This is a genomic window from Nocardia fodinahabitans (genome assembly GCF_052983615.1).
This window is the reverse complement of sequence record NZ_JBRJJC010000001.1, coordinates 4823424-4839240: the sequence shown is the minus strand read 5'-3', so window position 1 is coordinate 4839240 and position 15817 is coordinate 4823424. Positions and strand designations below refer to the sequence as shown.

At 69.7% G+C, this 15817-nt stretch carries 15 protein-coding genes and 2 tRNA genes; 12 read left to right on the top strand and 5 right to left on the bottom strand.

Features of this window, described 5'->3' with window-relative positions:
• Positions 1 to 66 precede the first annotated feature (66 nt).
• From NV348_RS22415 to NV348_RS22385, 7 genes are all read left to right on the top strand, one after another.
• Positions 67 to 966 (top strand): thioredoxin-like domain-containing protein, encoded by a 900-nt coding sequence (locus tag NV348_RS22415; protein WP_447148653.1) that lies wholly within the window; start codon positions 67 to 69, stop codon positions 964 to 966.
• Positions 966 to 1709: a DUF305 domain-containing protein gene (locus NV348_RS22410; protein ID WP_447148652.1), complete on the top strand. Its 744-nt coding sequence runs from the start codon at positions 966 to 968 to the stop codon at positions 1707 to 1709. The genes NV348_RS22415 and NV348_RS22410 overlap by 1 nt, the downstream gene beginning before the upstream one ends.
• 111 nt (positions 1710 to 1820) lie before the next feature.
• Positions 1821 to 1893: transfer RNA gene (locus tag NV348_RS22405), tRNA-Arg, on the top strand.
• A 110-nt stretch (positions 1894 to 2003) separates the two neighbouring features.
• Positions 2004 to 2621: an Rv0361 family membrane protein gene (locus NV348_RS22400; protein WP_447148651.1), complete on the top strand. Its 618-nt coding sequence runs from the start codon at positions 2004 to 2006 to the stop codon at positions 2619 to 2621.
• 216 nt (positions 2622 to 2837) lie between these two features.
• The gene (locus NV348_RS22395; protein ID WP_447148650.1) at positions 2838 to 3860 is read left to right on the top strand and encodes an iron ABC transporter substrate-binding protein; all 1023 of its coding nucleotides are present in this window, start codon (positions 2838 to 2840) and stop codon (positions 3858 to 3860) included.
• Entirely contained in the window at positions 3861 to 5417 is a 1557-nt protein-coding gene (locus NV348_RS22390) for an ABC transporter permease (protein ID WP_447148649.1), read from the top strand.
• 70 nt (positions 5418 to 5487) lie between these two features.
• On the top strand, positions 5488 to 6546 hold the full coding sequence (locus tag NV348_RS22385; RefSeq protein WP_447148648.1) for an ABC transporter ATP-binding protein: 1059 nt from the start codon (positions 5488 to 5490) through the stop codon (positions 6544 to 6546).
• A 39-nt stretch (positions 6547 to 6585) separates the two neighbouring features.
• On the opposite strand, the gene NV348_RS22380 is transcribed toward NV348_RS22385, so the two are convergent.
• Positions 6586 to 6657 (bottom strand) — tRNA-Cys (locus tag NV348_RS22380).
• A 117-nt stretch (positions 6658 to 6774) separates the two neighbouring features.
• Here NV348_RS22380 and NV348_RS22375 point away from each other — a divergent pair.
• Positions 6775 to 7362 (top strand): MarR family winged helix-turn-helix transcriptional regulator, encoded by a 588-nt coding sequence (locus NV348_RS22375; RefSeq protein ID WP_447148647.1) that lies wholly within the window; start codon positions 6775 to 6777, stop codon positions 7360 to 7362.
• A gap of 90 nt (positions 7363 to 7452) precedes the next feature.
• Here NV348_RS22375 and NV348_RS22370 read toward each other — a convergent pair whose 3' ends face one another.
• The 3 genes from NV348_RS22370 to NV348_RS22360 form a co-directional block, all read right to left on the bottom strand.
• Complete coding sequence (locus NV348_RS22370) at positions 7453 to 7659, bottom strand: hypothetical protein (RefSeq protein ID WP_447148646.1); 207 nt, start codon at positions 7657 to 7659, stop codon at positions 7453 to 7455.
• Positions 7660 to 8169: 510 nt separating this feature from the next.
• Entirely contained in the window at positions 8170 to 8361 is a 192-nt protein-coding gene (locus NV348_RS22365; RefSeq protein ID WP_447148645.1) for a hypothetical protein, read from the bottom strand.
• A gap of 46 nt (positions 8362 to 8407) precedes the next feature.
• Complete coding sequence (locus NV348_RS22360) at positions 8408 to 9202, bottom strand: enoyl-CoA hydratase (RefSeq protein ID WP_447148644.1); 795 nt, start codon at positions 9200 to 9202, stop codon at positions 8408 to 8410.
• Between the two features lie 139 nt (positions 9203 to 9341).
• On the opposite strand from NV348_RS22360, the gene NV348_RS22355 reads away from it, so the two are divergent.
• The gene (locus NV348_RS22355) at positions 9342 to 9893 is read left to right on the top strand and encodes a hypothetical protein (RefSeq protein WP_447148643.1); all 552 of its coding nucleotides are present in this window, start codon (positions 9342 to 9344) and stop codon (positions 9891 to 9893) included.
• 1 nt (position 9894) lies between these two features.
• Here NV348_RS22355 and NV348_RS22350 read toward each other — a convergent pair whose 3' ends face one another.
• Positions 9895 to 10851 (bottom strand): DUF2157 domain-containing protein, encoded by a 957-nt coding sequence (locus NV348_RS22350; RefSeq protein ID WP_447148642.1) that lies wholly within the window; start codon positions 10849 to 10851, stop codon positions 9895 to 9897.
• A gap of 135 nt (positions 10852 to 10986) precedes the next feature.
• On the opposite strand from NV348_RS22350, the gene icmF reads away from it, so the two are divergent.
• From icmF to NV348_RS22335, 3 genes are all read left to right on the top strand, one after another.
• On the top strand, positions 10987 to 14205 hold the full coding sequence (gene icmF / locus NV348_RS22345; protein WP_447148641.1) for a fused isobutyryl-CoA mutase/GTPase IcmF: 3219 nt from the start codon (positions 10987 to 10989) through the stop codon (positions 14203 to 14205).
• Between the two features lie 81 nt (positions 14206 to 14286).
• Complete coding sequence (locus NV348_RS22340) at positions 14287 to 15375, top strand: amidohydrolase family protein (protein WP_447148640.1); 1089 nt, start codon at positions 14287 to 14289, stop codon at positions 15373 to 15375.
• 34 nt (positions 15376 to 15409) lie between these two features.
• Positions 15410 to 15817, top strand: coding sequence for a DUF3224 domain-containing protein (locus tag NV348_RS22335; protein WP_447148639.1), 408 nt, complete (start codon positions 15410 to 15412; stop codon positions 15815 to 15817).

Here is a 15817-nt window from a genome sequence, read left to right as displayed (position 1 = left end):
CGCCTCGCAACCACGACCGCCCGGTACGAACGTCCCGATCCACACGTCGAAAGAGCACAGCGAGCGATGCCGAGCAGGACCAGCGCCACATCAGCCAAGGCCGTCCGGGCCGCGGGGAAGTCGTCTCCGTCCCGCAAACCCGGCAAAGGCAACCTTCCGCACAAGAAGCGCGACGTGCCATGGGCCCTGCTGGGCGCCGGTGTCGCGATCGTCGCGCTGATCGGCCTGCTGGCCTACAGCCTGGTGCCCAAGTACCTGGACCAGGCCGCGATCCGGGAAGCCCAGACCGACCTCAAGGAATGGGTGCCGTCCAAGGAGAACCAGGACCCGTCGACCAAGATCAGCGGCGTCGTCGAGCAGGACTACCCGGCCGGTCTGCACGTGACCGCGGCCCAGCGCGTCGCCTATGACAAGGCGCCCGCCTACGGTGGCCCGCACGACGGCGCGTGGGCCAACTGCACCGGCACCGTCTACGCCAAGCCGATCCGGATGGAGAACGCGGTCCACTCGCTCGAGCACGGCGCGATCTGGATCACCTACAACCCGGACAAGGTCGACGCGGCGGGCGTGGAGAAGCTGTCGAACTTCGTCAAGGGCCGCCAGTACTCGCTGATGTCGCCGTACCCCGGCCTCGACTCCCCGATCTCGCTGCAGTCGTGGGGCCACAAGCTCGCACTCGATTCCGCCGACGACGCGCGGATCAAGCAGTTCATCTCCGCGCTGCGCGAGAACCCGTACGCCTACCCCGAGGTCGGCGCGAGCTGCTCGAACCCGATCTTCGACGCCAACAACCCGCCGCCGTTCGACCCGGCGCCGTACGGCCCCGAGGCCGTGCCGATGGACGGCACGGGCCTGACCCCGGATCCGTCCGAGCTCGGCGCGGGCGCCGGTCTGCCCGGCGGCGCGGGTCTGCCGGGCCTGCCCGACGGCTTCCAGATGCCGGGCACGCAGCCCGCGGGCCAGTAGTGGCAACCGACAGCGCGGTCGACCCCGACGACACCGCGGCCGAGTCCGTCGACACCGCGGCCGAATCGGGCGCGCGTCGCCCGGCCGGGGCGATCCTCGTGCTCGGCGCGATCGGTCTGCTGCTGCTGGGCGCCGTCGCGGGCGTGCTGCTGCGGATGCCGCTGGACAAGGCCGACACTCCGGCGCCGAGCCCTGTCGACGTGGGGTTCAGCCAGGACATGTCGGCCCATCACGCGCAGGCCGTCGACATGGCGGGCGCGGCGCTGATCGGCTCGACCGACAACGACGTGCGCAGGCTCGCCTACGACATCCTCACCACCCAGCAGAACCAGATCGGCCGGATGCAGGGCTGGTTGCAGCTGTGGGGCGAGTCGAACCAGAACGTCGAGGGCTACATGGGCTGGATGACCGAGCACGGCGCGGGTGCGCACGGCCACGGCGCCGCGACGACCACCGGGCACGCGATGTCGGGCCCGATGACGTCGATGCCCGGCATGGCCAGCCAGGAGGAGATGACCACGCTGCGCCAGTCCACCGGCGCCGCCATGGACACTCTCTTCCTGCAGCTCATGCTGCGTCACCACCAGGGTGGCGTGCCGATGCTCGACTACGCCGCCGAGCACGCCGACACCACCGAGGTGCGCATCCTGGCCGCCCAGATGTCCAAGACCCAAGCGGGCGAGTCCCAGCTGATGGAGAGCATGCTCACCGCCCGTGGCGCCACCCCGCTCCCGCTGAGCTGACCGAGCGCCGGACCGGGTCAACCGCCCGGTCCGGCACCGTTTTTGGCGCACCGCACTCGATGCGATACGCTGTCGCTGCCCGATCGCCTCACCGCGACCGGCATCTATCCCGCCCTCGTAGCTCAGGGGATAGAGCGTCTGCCTCCGGAGCAGAAGGCCGCAGGTTCGAATCCTGCCGAGGGCACACTTCGAGGCCCCGTCCGTTCGGTCGGGGCCTCGTTCGTTTGATTCAGGTTGTTCACGCACGGTTCCACAGGTTTCGGGGCCTCGCCCCGATGACATCAGGAGCGAGGCTTGACGAATCCGCCAGAAGGACAGCAACCGCCGTTCGGGCAGCAGCCGCCCGGAATGCCCTCGGGGCCGCCCGGATATCCGCATGCCGGGTTCGGGCCGGGCGAGACACCGCCACCGAATTATCCGAGCGGGCCGGATGTGTTTCTGCCGCCGCAGCCGCCGAAGAAGAAGCGGACCGGGTTGTTCATCGCGCTCGGGATCGTCGCGCTGGTGGTCATCGGCGCGCTGATCACCGGGGTGGTGCTGACGGTGCAGGGGCGCACGCCGCTGGCCTCGGACGAGAAGAAGATCGAGGTCGCGATCCGCGATTTCTACGACACGCTCGACTCGGACGGGTTCATCGCGGCGGCGGAGCTGGCCTGCGAGGCCGACCGGGCCGAGATCGCCAACCTCTCGCCCGAGCAGCGGCAGCAGTTCGATTCGGCGACCGTCTCGGTGACCATCGACAAGGTCGAGGACATCGTCATCACCGGCGACACCGCCAAGGCGACGGTGGTCGGCAAGCTGACGCTCTCGGTCGCGGGCGAGGAGCCCGACACCGAGGACAGCACCGAAGAGCATCTGAAGGAGGAAGACGGCACCTGGAAGATCTGCTCGGCGCCGGCCACCAAACACTGATCGAACCCCCCGGTGGCGCCTCCCGCCATCGGGGGTATTCCGGCCGCGGCGTGGGGTTGTCCGCTCAGCATGCTCGACGACCGGAATCGCACTGCCGCACGGGATTTCTCCGGTCTGTCCGGAAACGCCGGTCGATCGCATCCACACATTTCACGCGGGGTATCTTGCTTAGGTAAGCCTCATCATAGGATGGGGACCCTGTGTGGAAGGACGCCGATGACGTCGCGTAGTTGGAAACCCCTGGCCGGGCTGATGGCGATCGCGGTGGCGGCGCTCGGCGTCAGCGCGTGCTCGTCCTCCTCGGGCGATGCCGACGAGATCACCGTCTACAACGCCCAGCACGAGTCGCTCACCAAGGAGTGGGCCGCGGAGTTCACCAAGGAGACCGGCATCAAGGTCGTCCTGCGCCAGGGTGGCGACACCGCGCTGGGCAACCAGCTGGTCGCCGAGGGTGCCAACTCCCCCGCCGACGCCTTCCTCACCGAGAACTCCCCCGCCATGGCGCTGGTCGAGAACGCGGGCCTGTTCGCCGATGTCGACAAGGCCACCCTGGACCAGGTGCCCGCCCAGTACCGCCCGTCGACCGGCAAGTGGACCGGTGTCGCGGCCCGCGCCACGGTGTTCGTCCACAACAAGGACAAGCTGCCGACCGCGGGCCTGCCCGCCTCGTTGCTCGACCTGGCGCAGCCGCAGTGGAAGGGCCGCTGGGGCGCCGGCACCTCGGGCGCGGACTTCCAGGCGATCGTCGCGGGCCTGCTCGCGCTGAAGGGCGAGGACGTCACCCGCTCCTGGCTGCAGGGCATGAAGGCCAACGCGACCTCGCTGCAGAACAATGTCGCGACCATGAAGGCGGTGAACTCGGGCAACCCCGAGGGCGGCGTGATCTACCACTACTACTGGTACCGCGATCAGGCCAACACCAAGGAAGGCAGCGCCAACACGGCACTGCACTACTTCAAGAACCAGGACCCGGGCGCCTTCGTCAGCGTGTCCGGCGGCGGCGTGCTGAAGTCGAGCAAGAAGCAGGAGGCCGCGCAGAAGTTCCTGGCCTACATCACCGGCAAGCAGGGCCAGGAGATCCTGCGCGACGGCACCTCGATGGAGTACCCGGTGGCCAGCGATGTCGCCGCGAACCCCGCGCTGCCGCCGCTGGCCGATCTGCAGGCGCCCGCGATCGATCCGAGCAAGCTCGATTCGAAGAAGGTCACCCAGCTCATGACCGAGGCGGGACTGCTGTAAGTGGCCCTGCGGACCGCATCGACGACAACACCCCGGGTCGGCAGGCCCGGGGTGTTCGTCACGCTCGTCGCGCTGGCACTGACGGCGGCGACGTTCATCCCACTGGGCTACATCGTCTCGGTGCTGTTCGACACCGGCCTGCGCGAGGCCGCCGAGCTGGTGTTCCGGCCCCGGGTCGGTGAGCTGCTCACCAATACCGTCGCGCTGGTGGTGTGCACGGTGCCGGTATGTGTGGTGCTCGGGGTCGGGCTGGCCTGGCTGGTCGAGCGCACCGACGTGCCGGGCCGGGCGTGGTGGGGTCCGGTGCTGGTCGCGCCGCTGGCGGTGCCCGCGTTCGTCAACAGCTACGGCTGGGTGAGCGCCTTCCCGTCGATGCACGGGCTGTCGGCAGCGGTCATCGTGGCCACGATGTCGTACTTCCCGCTGGTGTATCTGCCGGTGGCCGCCACGCTGCGCAGGCTCGATCCGGCGATCGAGGAGTCGGCGCGCGCGCTCGGTTCGGGGCCAGTGGAGGTGTTCCGGCGCATCGTGGTGCCGCAGTTGCGCCTGGCGATCCTGGGCGGCGCGCTGCTGATCGGCCTGCATCTGCTCGCCGAGTACGGCGCGTTCGTGATGCTGCGCTACGACACGTTCACCACCGCGATCTTCGAGCAGTACCAGAGCAGTTTCGCCGGACCGGCGGGCAGCATGCTGGCCGGTGTGCTCGTCCTGTGCTGCCTGGCGCTGCTCGGCGGCGAGGCGCTGCTGCGCGGGAACGCGCGCTACGCCAGGCTGGGTGCGGGCGCTCAGCGCGCGGCGCGGCCGATCACCTTGGGCTGGTCGCGAATTCCGCTGCTCGGGGTGCTGGTCGCGGTGATCGCCGGAGCGCTGGGCGTGCCGCTGTGGACGATCGGGCGCTGGCTGTGGCTGGGCGGCGCGGCGGTCTGGGACACCGCGGTGATCGGGCAGGCGCTGGGCCAGACCATCGGCCTGGCCGCGGCCGCCGCACTGATCACCACGCTGTGCGCGTTTCCCGTCGCGTGGATCGCGGTGCGCTCGACCAGCAGGTTCGCCCGCGTGATCGAGGGCGCGAACTACGTCACCAGCTCGCTGCCCGGCATCGTGATCGCGCTCGCGCTGGTGACGGTCACCATCCGCTGGGCCCCGCCGCTCTATCAGACGGTGACGCTGATCGTCATTGCCTACGCGCTGATGTTCCTGCCCCGCGCGCTGGTGAGCGTGCGGGCCGGGCTGGCGCAGGTGCCGGTCGGGCTGGAGGAGGTGTCGCGCTCGCTGGGCGAATCGGCCTCGGCCACGTTCTTCCGGGTGACCCTGCGGATGACCGCGCCCGCCGCCGCCTCGGCCGCGGCGCTGGTGTTCGTCGCCGTGTCCACCGAACTCACCGCGACACTGTTGCTGGCGCCCAACGGAACTCGAACCCTGGCCATGCAGTTCTGGGGCCTGTCGGGCGAACTCGACTACGCCGCCGCCGCACCGTACGCGCTGATCATGATCGTCGCCACGGTCCCGGTGACCTACCTGCTGTTCACCCAGTCCAGAAAGGCGGCCGGGGTATGAGCGGTCAGTGCCCGGAGGCGGCAGCGCGCGTAATCACGGACGGCGCCCGCACCTACCGAAAGGACGCAGCATGAGTCGGCTTCTCGTCAACGCGGTGTCGAAGACGTTCGGGCCCACCCGGGTGCTCGATCACCTCGATCTCGACGTCCCCGACGGCACGGCCGCGGCCGTCGTCGGCGCGTCGGGCTGCGGCAAGACGACGCTGCTGCGGGTGATCGCGGGCTTCGAGGCACCCGACGCCGGCACGGTGCAGCTGGGTACGGAAACCGTTGTGCGCCAGAATGTCTGCCTGCCGCCACAGCGCAGGCGGATCGGCTACGTCGCGCAGGACGGCGCGTTGTTCCCGCATCTGAGCGTCGCCGACAATATCGCCTACGGCCTGCACACCGGCTGGCGCGGCCTGGGCGAGCGGCTGCGCCGCCACCGCGATCGCGACCGCATCACCGAACTGCTGGCGATGGTGTCGCTGGATCCCGGCTACGCCGACCGCACACCCCACCAGCTCTCCGGCGGCCAGCAGCAGCGGGTGGCCCTGGCCCGGGCGCTGGCGCGCAAGCCCGATCTGATGCTGCTCGACGAGCCCTTCAGCGCCCTCGACACCGGCCTGCGCGCCACCACCCGCCAGGCGGTCGCCGACACCCTGCGCGCCGCGGGCATGACCAGCATCCTGGTCACCCACGATCAGGAGGAAGCTCTCAGCTTCGCCGAACAGGTGGCGGTCATGCGCGACGGCCGCTTCACCCAGGTGGGGCCGCCCGAGCAGGTCTATCACCACCCGGCCGACCTGTTCACGGCCCGCTTCCTCGGCGACTGCATTCTGCTGGACGCGCTCTGCGAGGCCGACGTCGCCAAATCCGCGCTCGGCGCGGTCCCGGTCCAGCGCGCCGCCCCCACCGGCGAGACCACCCTGATGCTGCGGCCCGAACAGCTCACCGCCGAGGTCGTCGACGCCGAGCACAGCGGGACGGTGACCGAGGTCGATTTCCGCGGCCCCGATGTCATCCTGACCATCGACCTCGCCGAGGGCGCGGGCACCGTCACGGTCCGCCGCACCGGCATCGCGGCACCGGCGCATGGCGATCGCGTACGCCTGACCGTGCAGGGTTCCGGGACGGCCTACGCGAAATAGGCGCTCCACCCCTCCGGGTGAAACGCCTGTTCCGACCAGAGCGAGCGGCGGGAATCGAACCCGCGTATCCGGCTTTGCAGACCGTTGCCTCAACCACTCAGCCACGCCCGCCTCGTCCTGGAGAGTGCCCGGTTCGGTCGGGGTTGCCCAGAGTTACGCTCGGCGTGAGCGAAATGCCGGTTCGCCGACTGGGCGGCAGCGACCTGGCCCTATGCGATGATCAATGCCATGTCTCGGCCACGACCGCTTCCGCATGACCCGATCGCCGAAGCACACCGGCAATGGACCGGGCACGGCTGGGGTGCGGTGGCCGACGGAATGGCCGCGGTGACATCGCTGGTGCGGGCGCAGCAGATCGTGATGGCCAGGGTCGACGAGGCACTGAAACCCTCGGGCCTGACGTTCTCGCGCTACGAACTGCTGCAGCTGCTCAGCTTCAGCAAGACCGGCGCGCTGCCCATGGCCAAGGCCAGCGCACGCCTGCAGGTGCATCCGACCAGCGTGACCAATACCGTCGACCGGCTCGAGGCGGCCGGCCTGGTGGTCCGGGTGCCGCATCCGAGCGATCGGCGCGCGACGCTGATCGAAATCACCGACGCGGGAAGGACATCGGTCGCCGAGGCGACCGCGGCACTGAACGCGCAGGTGTTCGCCGAGCCGGGCCTGCCGCCGGACCGGATCCGCACGCTGCTGACGCTGCTCGCCGAGTTCCGGCACGAGGCGGGCGACTACGAGGTTCCCGACGCGGAAAACCTCGCATTCCACGCGACCTGGCAACCGACGGGCGAATCACCGCGCGACTCGCTTGGCAGCTAGCGGAAATTGGTCCACGATGTAGCCCATGGTGCTGGTCCTGGGGGTATCGGCGGGCGCGGGTGGAGCCCGCGCCGTGCTGACCCACTCCGATCAGCCGCACCTGCCACCGGTGGACCGGCTCCGGCTACCGCGCAGGGCGGGCGGATCGGTCGACGAAGCGGTGTTGTCGGTGATCCGCCGGATGCGGGTCGCGGCGCTGGCGCGCGGCGAGTGCGTCACCGCCACGGCGGTCACCTGCCGGAGCGAGTCGCACGCCGACGCGATCCGGGCGGCGGTCGGCACGTCCGAGGTCGGCATCGTCGACGAACCGCTCGCGCAGCTGCGCTACCTGCGCTTCACCGGCATGCTGCCCGACTCCGAGTCGGTGATCCTCTACGACCTGGGCTGCTCGGGTCTGACTGTCACCCATGCCGATTGCCGCACCGACACGATCCTGGCCAGCAGGCGCAGCACGGTCCTCAGCGGCGACGGCTACGACGCCCTGCTGCGCTGGCAGCTCGCGCGCGGCGGCGTGCTGGCCGACGCGCGTACCATCCGGGAGCATCGCGAGTCGCTGAGCCGGGCCAGGGTGGTGACGGCGACCGACGCCGATACCGGCGGCCGCGCGGTGGTGACCCGCAGCGACCTGGCCGAGCTGTGTGAGGCGGGCCTGCATCATTCGGCGTCGTTCGTGCGTCAGCTGGTCGAGGAGACGGGGGTGCGGCCGGGCGCGCTGGTGCTGCTCGGCGGGTGCACCCGCAATCCGTCGCTGCGCGCCGATCTGGCCCAGCGGATCGGGCTGCCGATCGTCTACGACCCCGAGCCGGACTATGTCTCGGCGCGCGGCGCGGTGCTGCTGGCCGCGCCGCGCCCACCGGCCCGCTTGCGCATGCCGCGCTTACGAGCGGGCAGCGCGGTGGTCCCGCGCGAGACCAGGCCGCGGCCCGGTCGGCGAAAACTCCTCGCCGCGATGGCGGTGACGGCCACGCTCGGCGGCACCGTCGCCGGACTGCTCGGCACCGACGACTGCCGAGCTCACCGATGGTTCGCTACGGCTGAAACAGAACTAGCTGTTGGTGAAGTTCGGCGTGCGCTTCTCGACGAAGGCGGCCATGCCTTCCTTCTGATCGTCGGTGGCGAACAGCGAGTGGAACACCCGGCGCTCGAACAGCACGCCCTCGGTGAGGGTGGTCTCGAAGGCCCGGTTGACCGCCTCCTTGGCGATCATCGCGACCGGCAGCGACATCGAGGCGATGGTCTGGGCGGTCTCGAGCGCGGCGTCGAGCAGCTGGTCGGCGGGCACGATCCGCGACACCAGCCCGGCCCGCTCGGCTTCCTCGACACCCAGGGTGCGGCCGGTCAGGATGAGGTCCATGGCCTTGGCCTTGCCGACCGCGCGGGTCAGCCGCTGCGAGCCGCCGATGCCGGGGATCACGCCGAGCTTGATCTCGGGCTGGCCGAACTTGGCGGTGTCGGCGGCGATCAGGATGTCGCACAGCATCGCCAGCTCACAGCCACCGCCGAGGGCGAAGCCCGCGACCGCCGCGATGGTCGGCTTGCGGAAGTTGGCCAGCCGGTCCCAGCCCGCGAAGGCGTTGGACGCGAACATGTCCATGTAGGACTTGTCGGCCATCTCCTTGATGTCGGCGCCAGCCGCGAAGGCCTTCGCCGAGCCGGTGATCACGACGGCACCGATGGAGTCGTCGTTCTCGAGCTCGTCGAGCGCGGCGATGACGTCCTCGAGAACCTGCGCGTTGAGAGCGTTGAGCGCCTTGGGCCGGTTCAGCGTGATCCAGCCGACCCCGCCTTTGCCCTCGCCGCCGCCCTTGCGCTCCAGCAGAATCGTCTCGAAATCGGTCACCAGGCACCCTCTTGTTCTTCAGTGGTCACGGATGGTGCAGACGATACCGAGCCCGGCCGCCCACCGGCCACGCGGGCAAACCGGCAAGTAGGCGTGGCGCAGTGCCCGATGTGCACCCCCCGCGGGGCACAATCGGGGCATGGGCACCGACCATTTCGCGCGGATCACCCGGCTGCGCGCGCTGATCGAGCACGAGAACACCGGCGCGGACGAGCGGGCAACGGCCCAGCGCATGCTCGACCGGATTCTGCGGAAAACGCACGGCGACACCGTCTCCGCCGCGGCGCCGGATCGCGTGTACGGCGCCAGGCACCACCGGCCGGGCAGGCACGCGAGCACCGCGTCGATCGTCGAGTCGGTGCGTGACGACATCGCCTTCGCCCGGAACTTCGCCGTCGTCGGCGGGCCGGGCGAGCTCACCGTACACAGCCCGCTCGCGGCCGCGCCCGCCGAGCTCACGGTGGCGGTGAGCACGCCGTTCGCCGATCAGATCGTGGTCACCATCACCGATATCCCGCCCGCGTGGGGCTGGGAGTCCGACGAGTTCGACCGCACCACGGCGACCACGGACCTGCGCCGCCTTGCCGACGAACTCGCCGAGATCATCGACAGCTACAACCACGACGGCGCCGATGTGGGCCCGCGATTCTTCCGCACGATCCGCGCCCAGGAGACCACCCTGATCCGCTGACTCAGTCCGGCTGTTTCGGCCCGGCGAGCAGGACGACCAGCCCGACGGTGAGCACGACGGCACCGATCGCCAGCACCACACTCGCGACGACCGGCCCACCGTCGGTCCGCTCGGCCACGGTCTGCCCTACCGCGATCGCCACCGCCGCGGCCCCGCCGACTACCAGGACGGGTTCGCGCCGCAGCGCGTAGAGCAGCAGACACGCCACGCCGACCAGGGCGGTCAGCGCGGGCCGCCACAGCGATACGCCCGGGGTCACCGACTGCGCTCCGCCCACCAGGATCATTCCGCCGATCAGATACCCCGCCCAGTCGGCGACGAACAGCCGGGCCCACGCGAGCCCGACCCACAGCGCACCGAACAGCATCAGCAGCACCCCGGGCCACGCGGACCGGTAGTCGAAGACGGCCGAGGTCGTGGTCACCGCGCTCGCGACCCCGAATCCACCCATCGCGACCATGCCGAGCACGGTGGGCACCAGCAGATATCCGAGAACCGCGACGAGCAGCCCGGCGATCGAGGCCGCGATCTCGGCGTCGTCCCCGAAGGCCGTCACCACCGCACCGCAGACCATGCCCGCGGCCAGCACCAGCAGCACCGCCGCGAGCCTGCTGCGCCCCGCCGACGCGATCGGCACCCGCCGGAAGATCCCGTCGCACCCACCGGCGAGCAGCACCGCGCCGGTGACCGCGCACCCGGCCACGACCAGCAGCAACACCACCCGCCCGGTCTGCGCCACATCCGACCACGCCAGCCCGAGGAACAACACCACACCCGCCGCCACCAGCCCGGCCCCGAGATAGGCGATGATCTCGGCGATCATCCGGCCCGTGCTCGCCCGGCCAGCCCGTTCCTCGGCGTCGACCGCCCGCAACACCGCCCCGCGCTGTTCGCCGCTGATCACTCCCGCCGCCACCAGCCGCTCCAGCGCCACGCCCACCCTGTGTTCGCGAACCATCCGTCGAGTATGTCGACCGGGATGCGCGATTCGGCTGAATCCCACGCGCCGCGTTTCGCACCGGAGTGACGCAGTTCATACTACAATTAGTTGGACGTCCTAGTATTGGTCGTACTATCTGCTGCGGAGGCAGTCATGAGCGAGTCCAGCGCCCTGCATGTGCCGGTCCATCCCGTGCGATTCGTGACCTCGGCGGCCCTGTTCGACGGGCACGACGCGGCGATCAACATCATGCGGCGCATCCTGCAGGCCCAGGGCGCCGAAGTGATCCACCTGGGCCACAACCGATCGGTGCGCGAGATCGTCGACGCGGTGATCGAGGAGGACGTGCAGGGCGTCGCGGTCAGCTCGTACCAGGGCGGGCACCTCGAGTTCTTCGAGTACCTGGCCAGGGCGCTGCGCGAGGCGGGCGCCGCGGACGTGCGGATCTTCGGCGGTGGCGGCGGCGTGATCGTCGCCGAGGAGATCGAGCGGCTGGCGCGCAGCGGCGTGCGGATCTTCTCCCCCGAGGACGGCCAGCGCCTCGGCCTGCCCGGCATGATCAACGAACTCGTCCGGGAGTGCGACGTCGACCGGGCCGCCGCCGCGCCCGACCTCGACGCCCTCTACACCGGCGACCGGAATGCCTTGGCGCGCACCATCACCTGCTTGCAACAGGGCGCGCTGCCCGCGGCGGACCGGACCGCGATCCTCGCGGCGGCGAGCAAGCGCCGGGTGCCGGTGCTCGGCATAACCGGTACCGGCGGCTCCGGAAAATCCTCGCTCACCGACGAATTGGTGCGCAGACTGCGCACCGACCAGCAGGACAAGCTGCGTATCGCGGTCCTCGCCGTCGACCCGACCCGGCGCCGGGCGGGCGGCGCGCTGCTCGGCGACCGCATCCGGATGAACGCGCTCGACGGCGACCACGTGTACTTCCGTTCACTGGCCACCCGTGGCAATCACGAACTGCCCGACGACATCGACACCATGCTCGCCGCCTGCCGCGCCGCGGGCCACGACCTGGTGATCCTGGAGACCCCGGGTATCGGCCAGGGCGACGCGGGCATCGTCGACCACGTCGACGTGGCGGTGTACGTGATGACACCCGAGTTCGGCGCCGCCTCCCAGCTCGAGAAGATCGACATGCTCGACTACGCCGACGTGGTCGCGGTCAACAAGTACGAGCGCCGTGGCGCGGCGGACGCGGTCCGCGACGTCGCGCGCCAATTGATCCGCAACCGTGGCGAATTCGGCGCGCAGCCGACGGATATGCCGGTCTACGGCACCAGCGCGGCCACCTTCGACGACGACGGCGTCACCGCCCTCTACCAGCACCTGACCGGGCTGCTCGCCGAGCACGGCCTCCCGCTCGAGCAGGGCGCGCTGCCGCGCGTCGACACCTTGGTCTCCACCCGCTTCGCCCAGCTGGTACCGCCGTCACGGGTCCGCTACCTGGCCGAGATCGCCGAGACCGTGCGGAACTATCACGCCGACACCACACGGGAAGTCGCCGCAGCCCAACGTGTTCAGCGGCTGCGGCTGGTGCACGACGAATTGCCCGAGGACACCGCGGTCGCCGACCTGCTGCAAGCCGCGCGCACCGCCCTCTCCCCCGGGTCGGCCGCGCTGCTGGCCGAATGGCCCACCGTCGTCGAGAGTTACGCGGGCAAGGAACAGATCGTGCGGGTTCGCGATCGCGAGATCCGCACTCCGCTGCGGCGTGAATCCCTGTCCGGCTCGAGCATTCCCCGCGTCGCCCTGCCCCGCTACACCGACGACGGCGAACTGCTGCGTTTCCTGCGCGCGGAGCATCTGCCCGGCCGATTCCCCTTCACCGCAGGGGTTTTCCCGTTCAAGCGGGACAACGAGGACCCGGCCAGGATGTTCGCCGGCGAGGGCGATCCGGCGCGGACCAACCGACGGTTCAAGGTCCTCAGCGCGCACGCCGAGGCGACCCGGCTCTCCACCGCGTTCGACTCGGTCACCCTCTACGGCCACGATCCGGCCGAGCGCCCCGACATCTACGGCAAGGTCGGCACCTCGGGCGTCTCGGTGGCCACCATCGAGGACATGCGCACTCTGTTCGACGGTTTCGACCTGTGCGCGCCGACCACCTCGGTATCGATGACCATCAACGGCCCGGCCCCGACCATCCTCGCGTTCTTCCTCAACACCGCGATCGACCAGGCACTGGCGCGGTTCACCGAGGCCGAGGGCCGCGCACCGACACCGGACGAGGCAGCCGAGGTCAGGGCACGCACCCTCACGACCGTGCGTGGCACCGTGCAGGCCGACATCCTCAAGGAGGACCAGGGCCAGAACACCTGCCTGTTCTCCACCGAGTTCAGCCTGCGGATGATGACCGACGTGCAGGAATGGTTCGTGCGCAACGATGTCCGCAATTTCTATTCGGTGTCGATCTCCGGGTATCACATCGCCGAGGCCGGCGCGAACCCGATCAGCCAGCTCGCCTTCACCCTGGCCAACGGATTCACCTATGTGGAGACCTATCTCGCCCGCGGGCTGGCGATCGACGACTTCGCGCCGAATCTGTCCTTCTTCTTCTCCAACGGCATGGACCCCGAATACACCGTGATCGGCCGGGTCGCCCGGCGCATCTGGGCGGTCGCGATGCGCGATCGATACGGCGCGGGCGAACGCGCGCAGAAGCTGAAGTATCACGTGCAGACCTCGGGGCGTTCGCTGCACGCGCAGGAAATGCAGTTCAACGACATTCGCACCACCCTGCAGGCGCTGATCGCCGTCTACGACAATTGCAACAGCCTGCACACCAACGCCTTCGACGAGGCGGTGACCACCCCCACCGAGGATTCGGTGCGGCGCGCGCTGGCCATCCAGCTCATCATCGCCAAGGAATGGGGACTGGCGGTCAACGAGAATCCGCTGCAGGGCAGTTTCGTCATCGACGAGCTCACCGACCTGGTCGAGGAAGCGGTGCTGCTGGAATTCGAGCGGATCAGCGAGCGCGGCGGCGTGCTCGGCGCGATGGAGACCGGCTACCAGCGTGGTCGCATCCAGGACGAGTCGATGCGCTACGAGCAGCGCAAACACGACGGTTCACTGCCGATCGTCGGGGTGAACACCTTCCGCGGCCACGACGACGTCGCGCACGGTCCGCTGGAACTGGCCCGCGGCACCGAGCAGGAGCGTCGTTCCCAGCTGGACCGGTTGCACACGTTCATCGACGAGAACGCCGAACAATCCCATCGCGCGCTGGCCAGGTTGGCCGAGGTCGCCCATACCGACGGCAATATCTTCGAGGTGCTGATGGACGCGGCGCGGGTGTGCACTCTACAGCAGGTCACCGATACGTTCTTCGCTGTCGGTGGTCAGTATCGACGGACCGTCTGAAGCGATCGCCGAGAGCATGAATCCAGCCACACCCGGCGCCCGCGTGTGACAATTGCCGCCAGCACAATGCCAGCGGCGGCGATGGGACGTACAGCAATGGACCTGACCGACCTCGACATCATCGATGCGCACATCCATCAGTGGGACCCGCGGACGACCCCGCGCGAATTCAGCAAGCTCGCCACCCTGCTGCGCTATCTGCCGCTGTCGATCGATATCGCGGCGAAGCTGGCGCCCCGCCGTGACCGGGAATTCGTCGGGGATCCCACCGCCTACACCGGCCCCTATCTGCCCGCCGACTACCGCGCCGACCTGGGGACAACGGCGGTACGCGGCATCGGGCACTGTGAAGTGGAATGGACCGGCTGGAAGCCCGACGAGACCCGGTGGGTGGCCAGCCTGCCGTTCGGCGTCGATACCCCGCCCCTGAGCGTCATCGTCGGGGCGGCCGATCCCGCCACCGCGAACTTCGGCGCGGTGCTGGACGCGCATCAGTCGGCCTCGCCGCTGCTGCGCGGGATCAGGACCATGGTCGCCCACCACCCCGATCCGGCCGTGAAGTCGTTCGCCCCGCACGACGGGCATCTGACCTCCCCCGCCTTCCTGAACGGCTTCGGCCTGCTCGCCGAGCGCGGCCTGTCCTTCGATGCCTGGGTGTATTCGGGGCAGCTGGCCGAGGTGACGGCGCTGGCCGAGCGATTCCCCGAGGTCACGATCGTGCTCGATCACCTGGGCACGCCCGCGGGCATCTTCGGGCCGGTCGGCAAGGACACCGGGCACACCGCCGCCCAGCGCACCGCGCTGTTCGACCGCTGGCGCGACGATCTCACCGATCTGGCCGCCCAGCCGAATGTGGTGACCAAGGTCAGCGGCCTGATGATGCCGGTCCTCGGGCACCCGGTGCCGCCGCGCGGCGTCCCGACGCCGGTGCCCACCCTGATCGACCGGGTGCGCCCGATGCTCACCCACGCGCTGACCGCCTTCGGCGCCGACCGGCTGATCTGGGGCTCGAACTTCCCGGTCGACAAGCCGATCACCAGCCTCACCGGCGCGGTCGAGACCGTGGCCGGCGTACTCACCGAGGCCGGGGCGAGCGCCGACGACCTGCGGAAGGTGTTCGGCGGCAATGCCGTCCGCGTCTACCGCATCGACACGACGTCGGCGAGCTGACCGCCGTGTCGGTGGCCCGGTCTAGCATCGCCGCATGAAGACAACCGGCACGTTCGAAGTCACCGCTTTCGACCCCACCGACCTGCAGCCCCAGCCGCCCATCAGCACCGGCCTGCCGGTCGGCGTCACCCGCATGACGAAGGTCTACGCCGGCGAGATCACCGGCACCTCGGCGACACTGTTCACTGCCGCGTTCGACATGTCCACCGGCGCGGGCACCTACATCGCCATGGAGTCCTTCGAGGGCGCCCTGGCGGGCAAGTCCGGCGCGTTCAACTTCATCCACTCGGCCACCACCGGCGGCACCGATCGCACCGACGAGTTCTTCCACATCGTCCCCGCCAGCGGCACCGGCGAACTCATCGGCATCACCGGCACCGGCGCCCTCTACGTCGACGCCACCGGCGGCCACCACATCTGGTTCGAATACGAACTGCCGTGA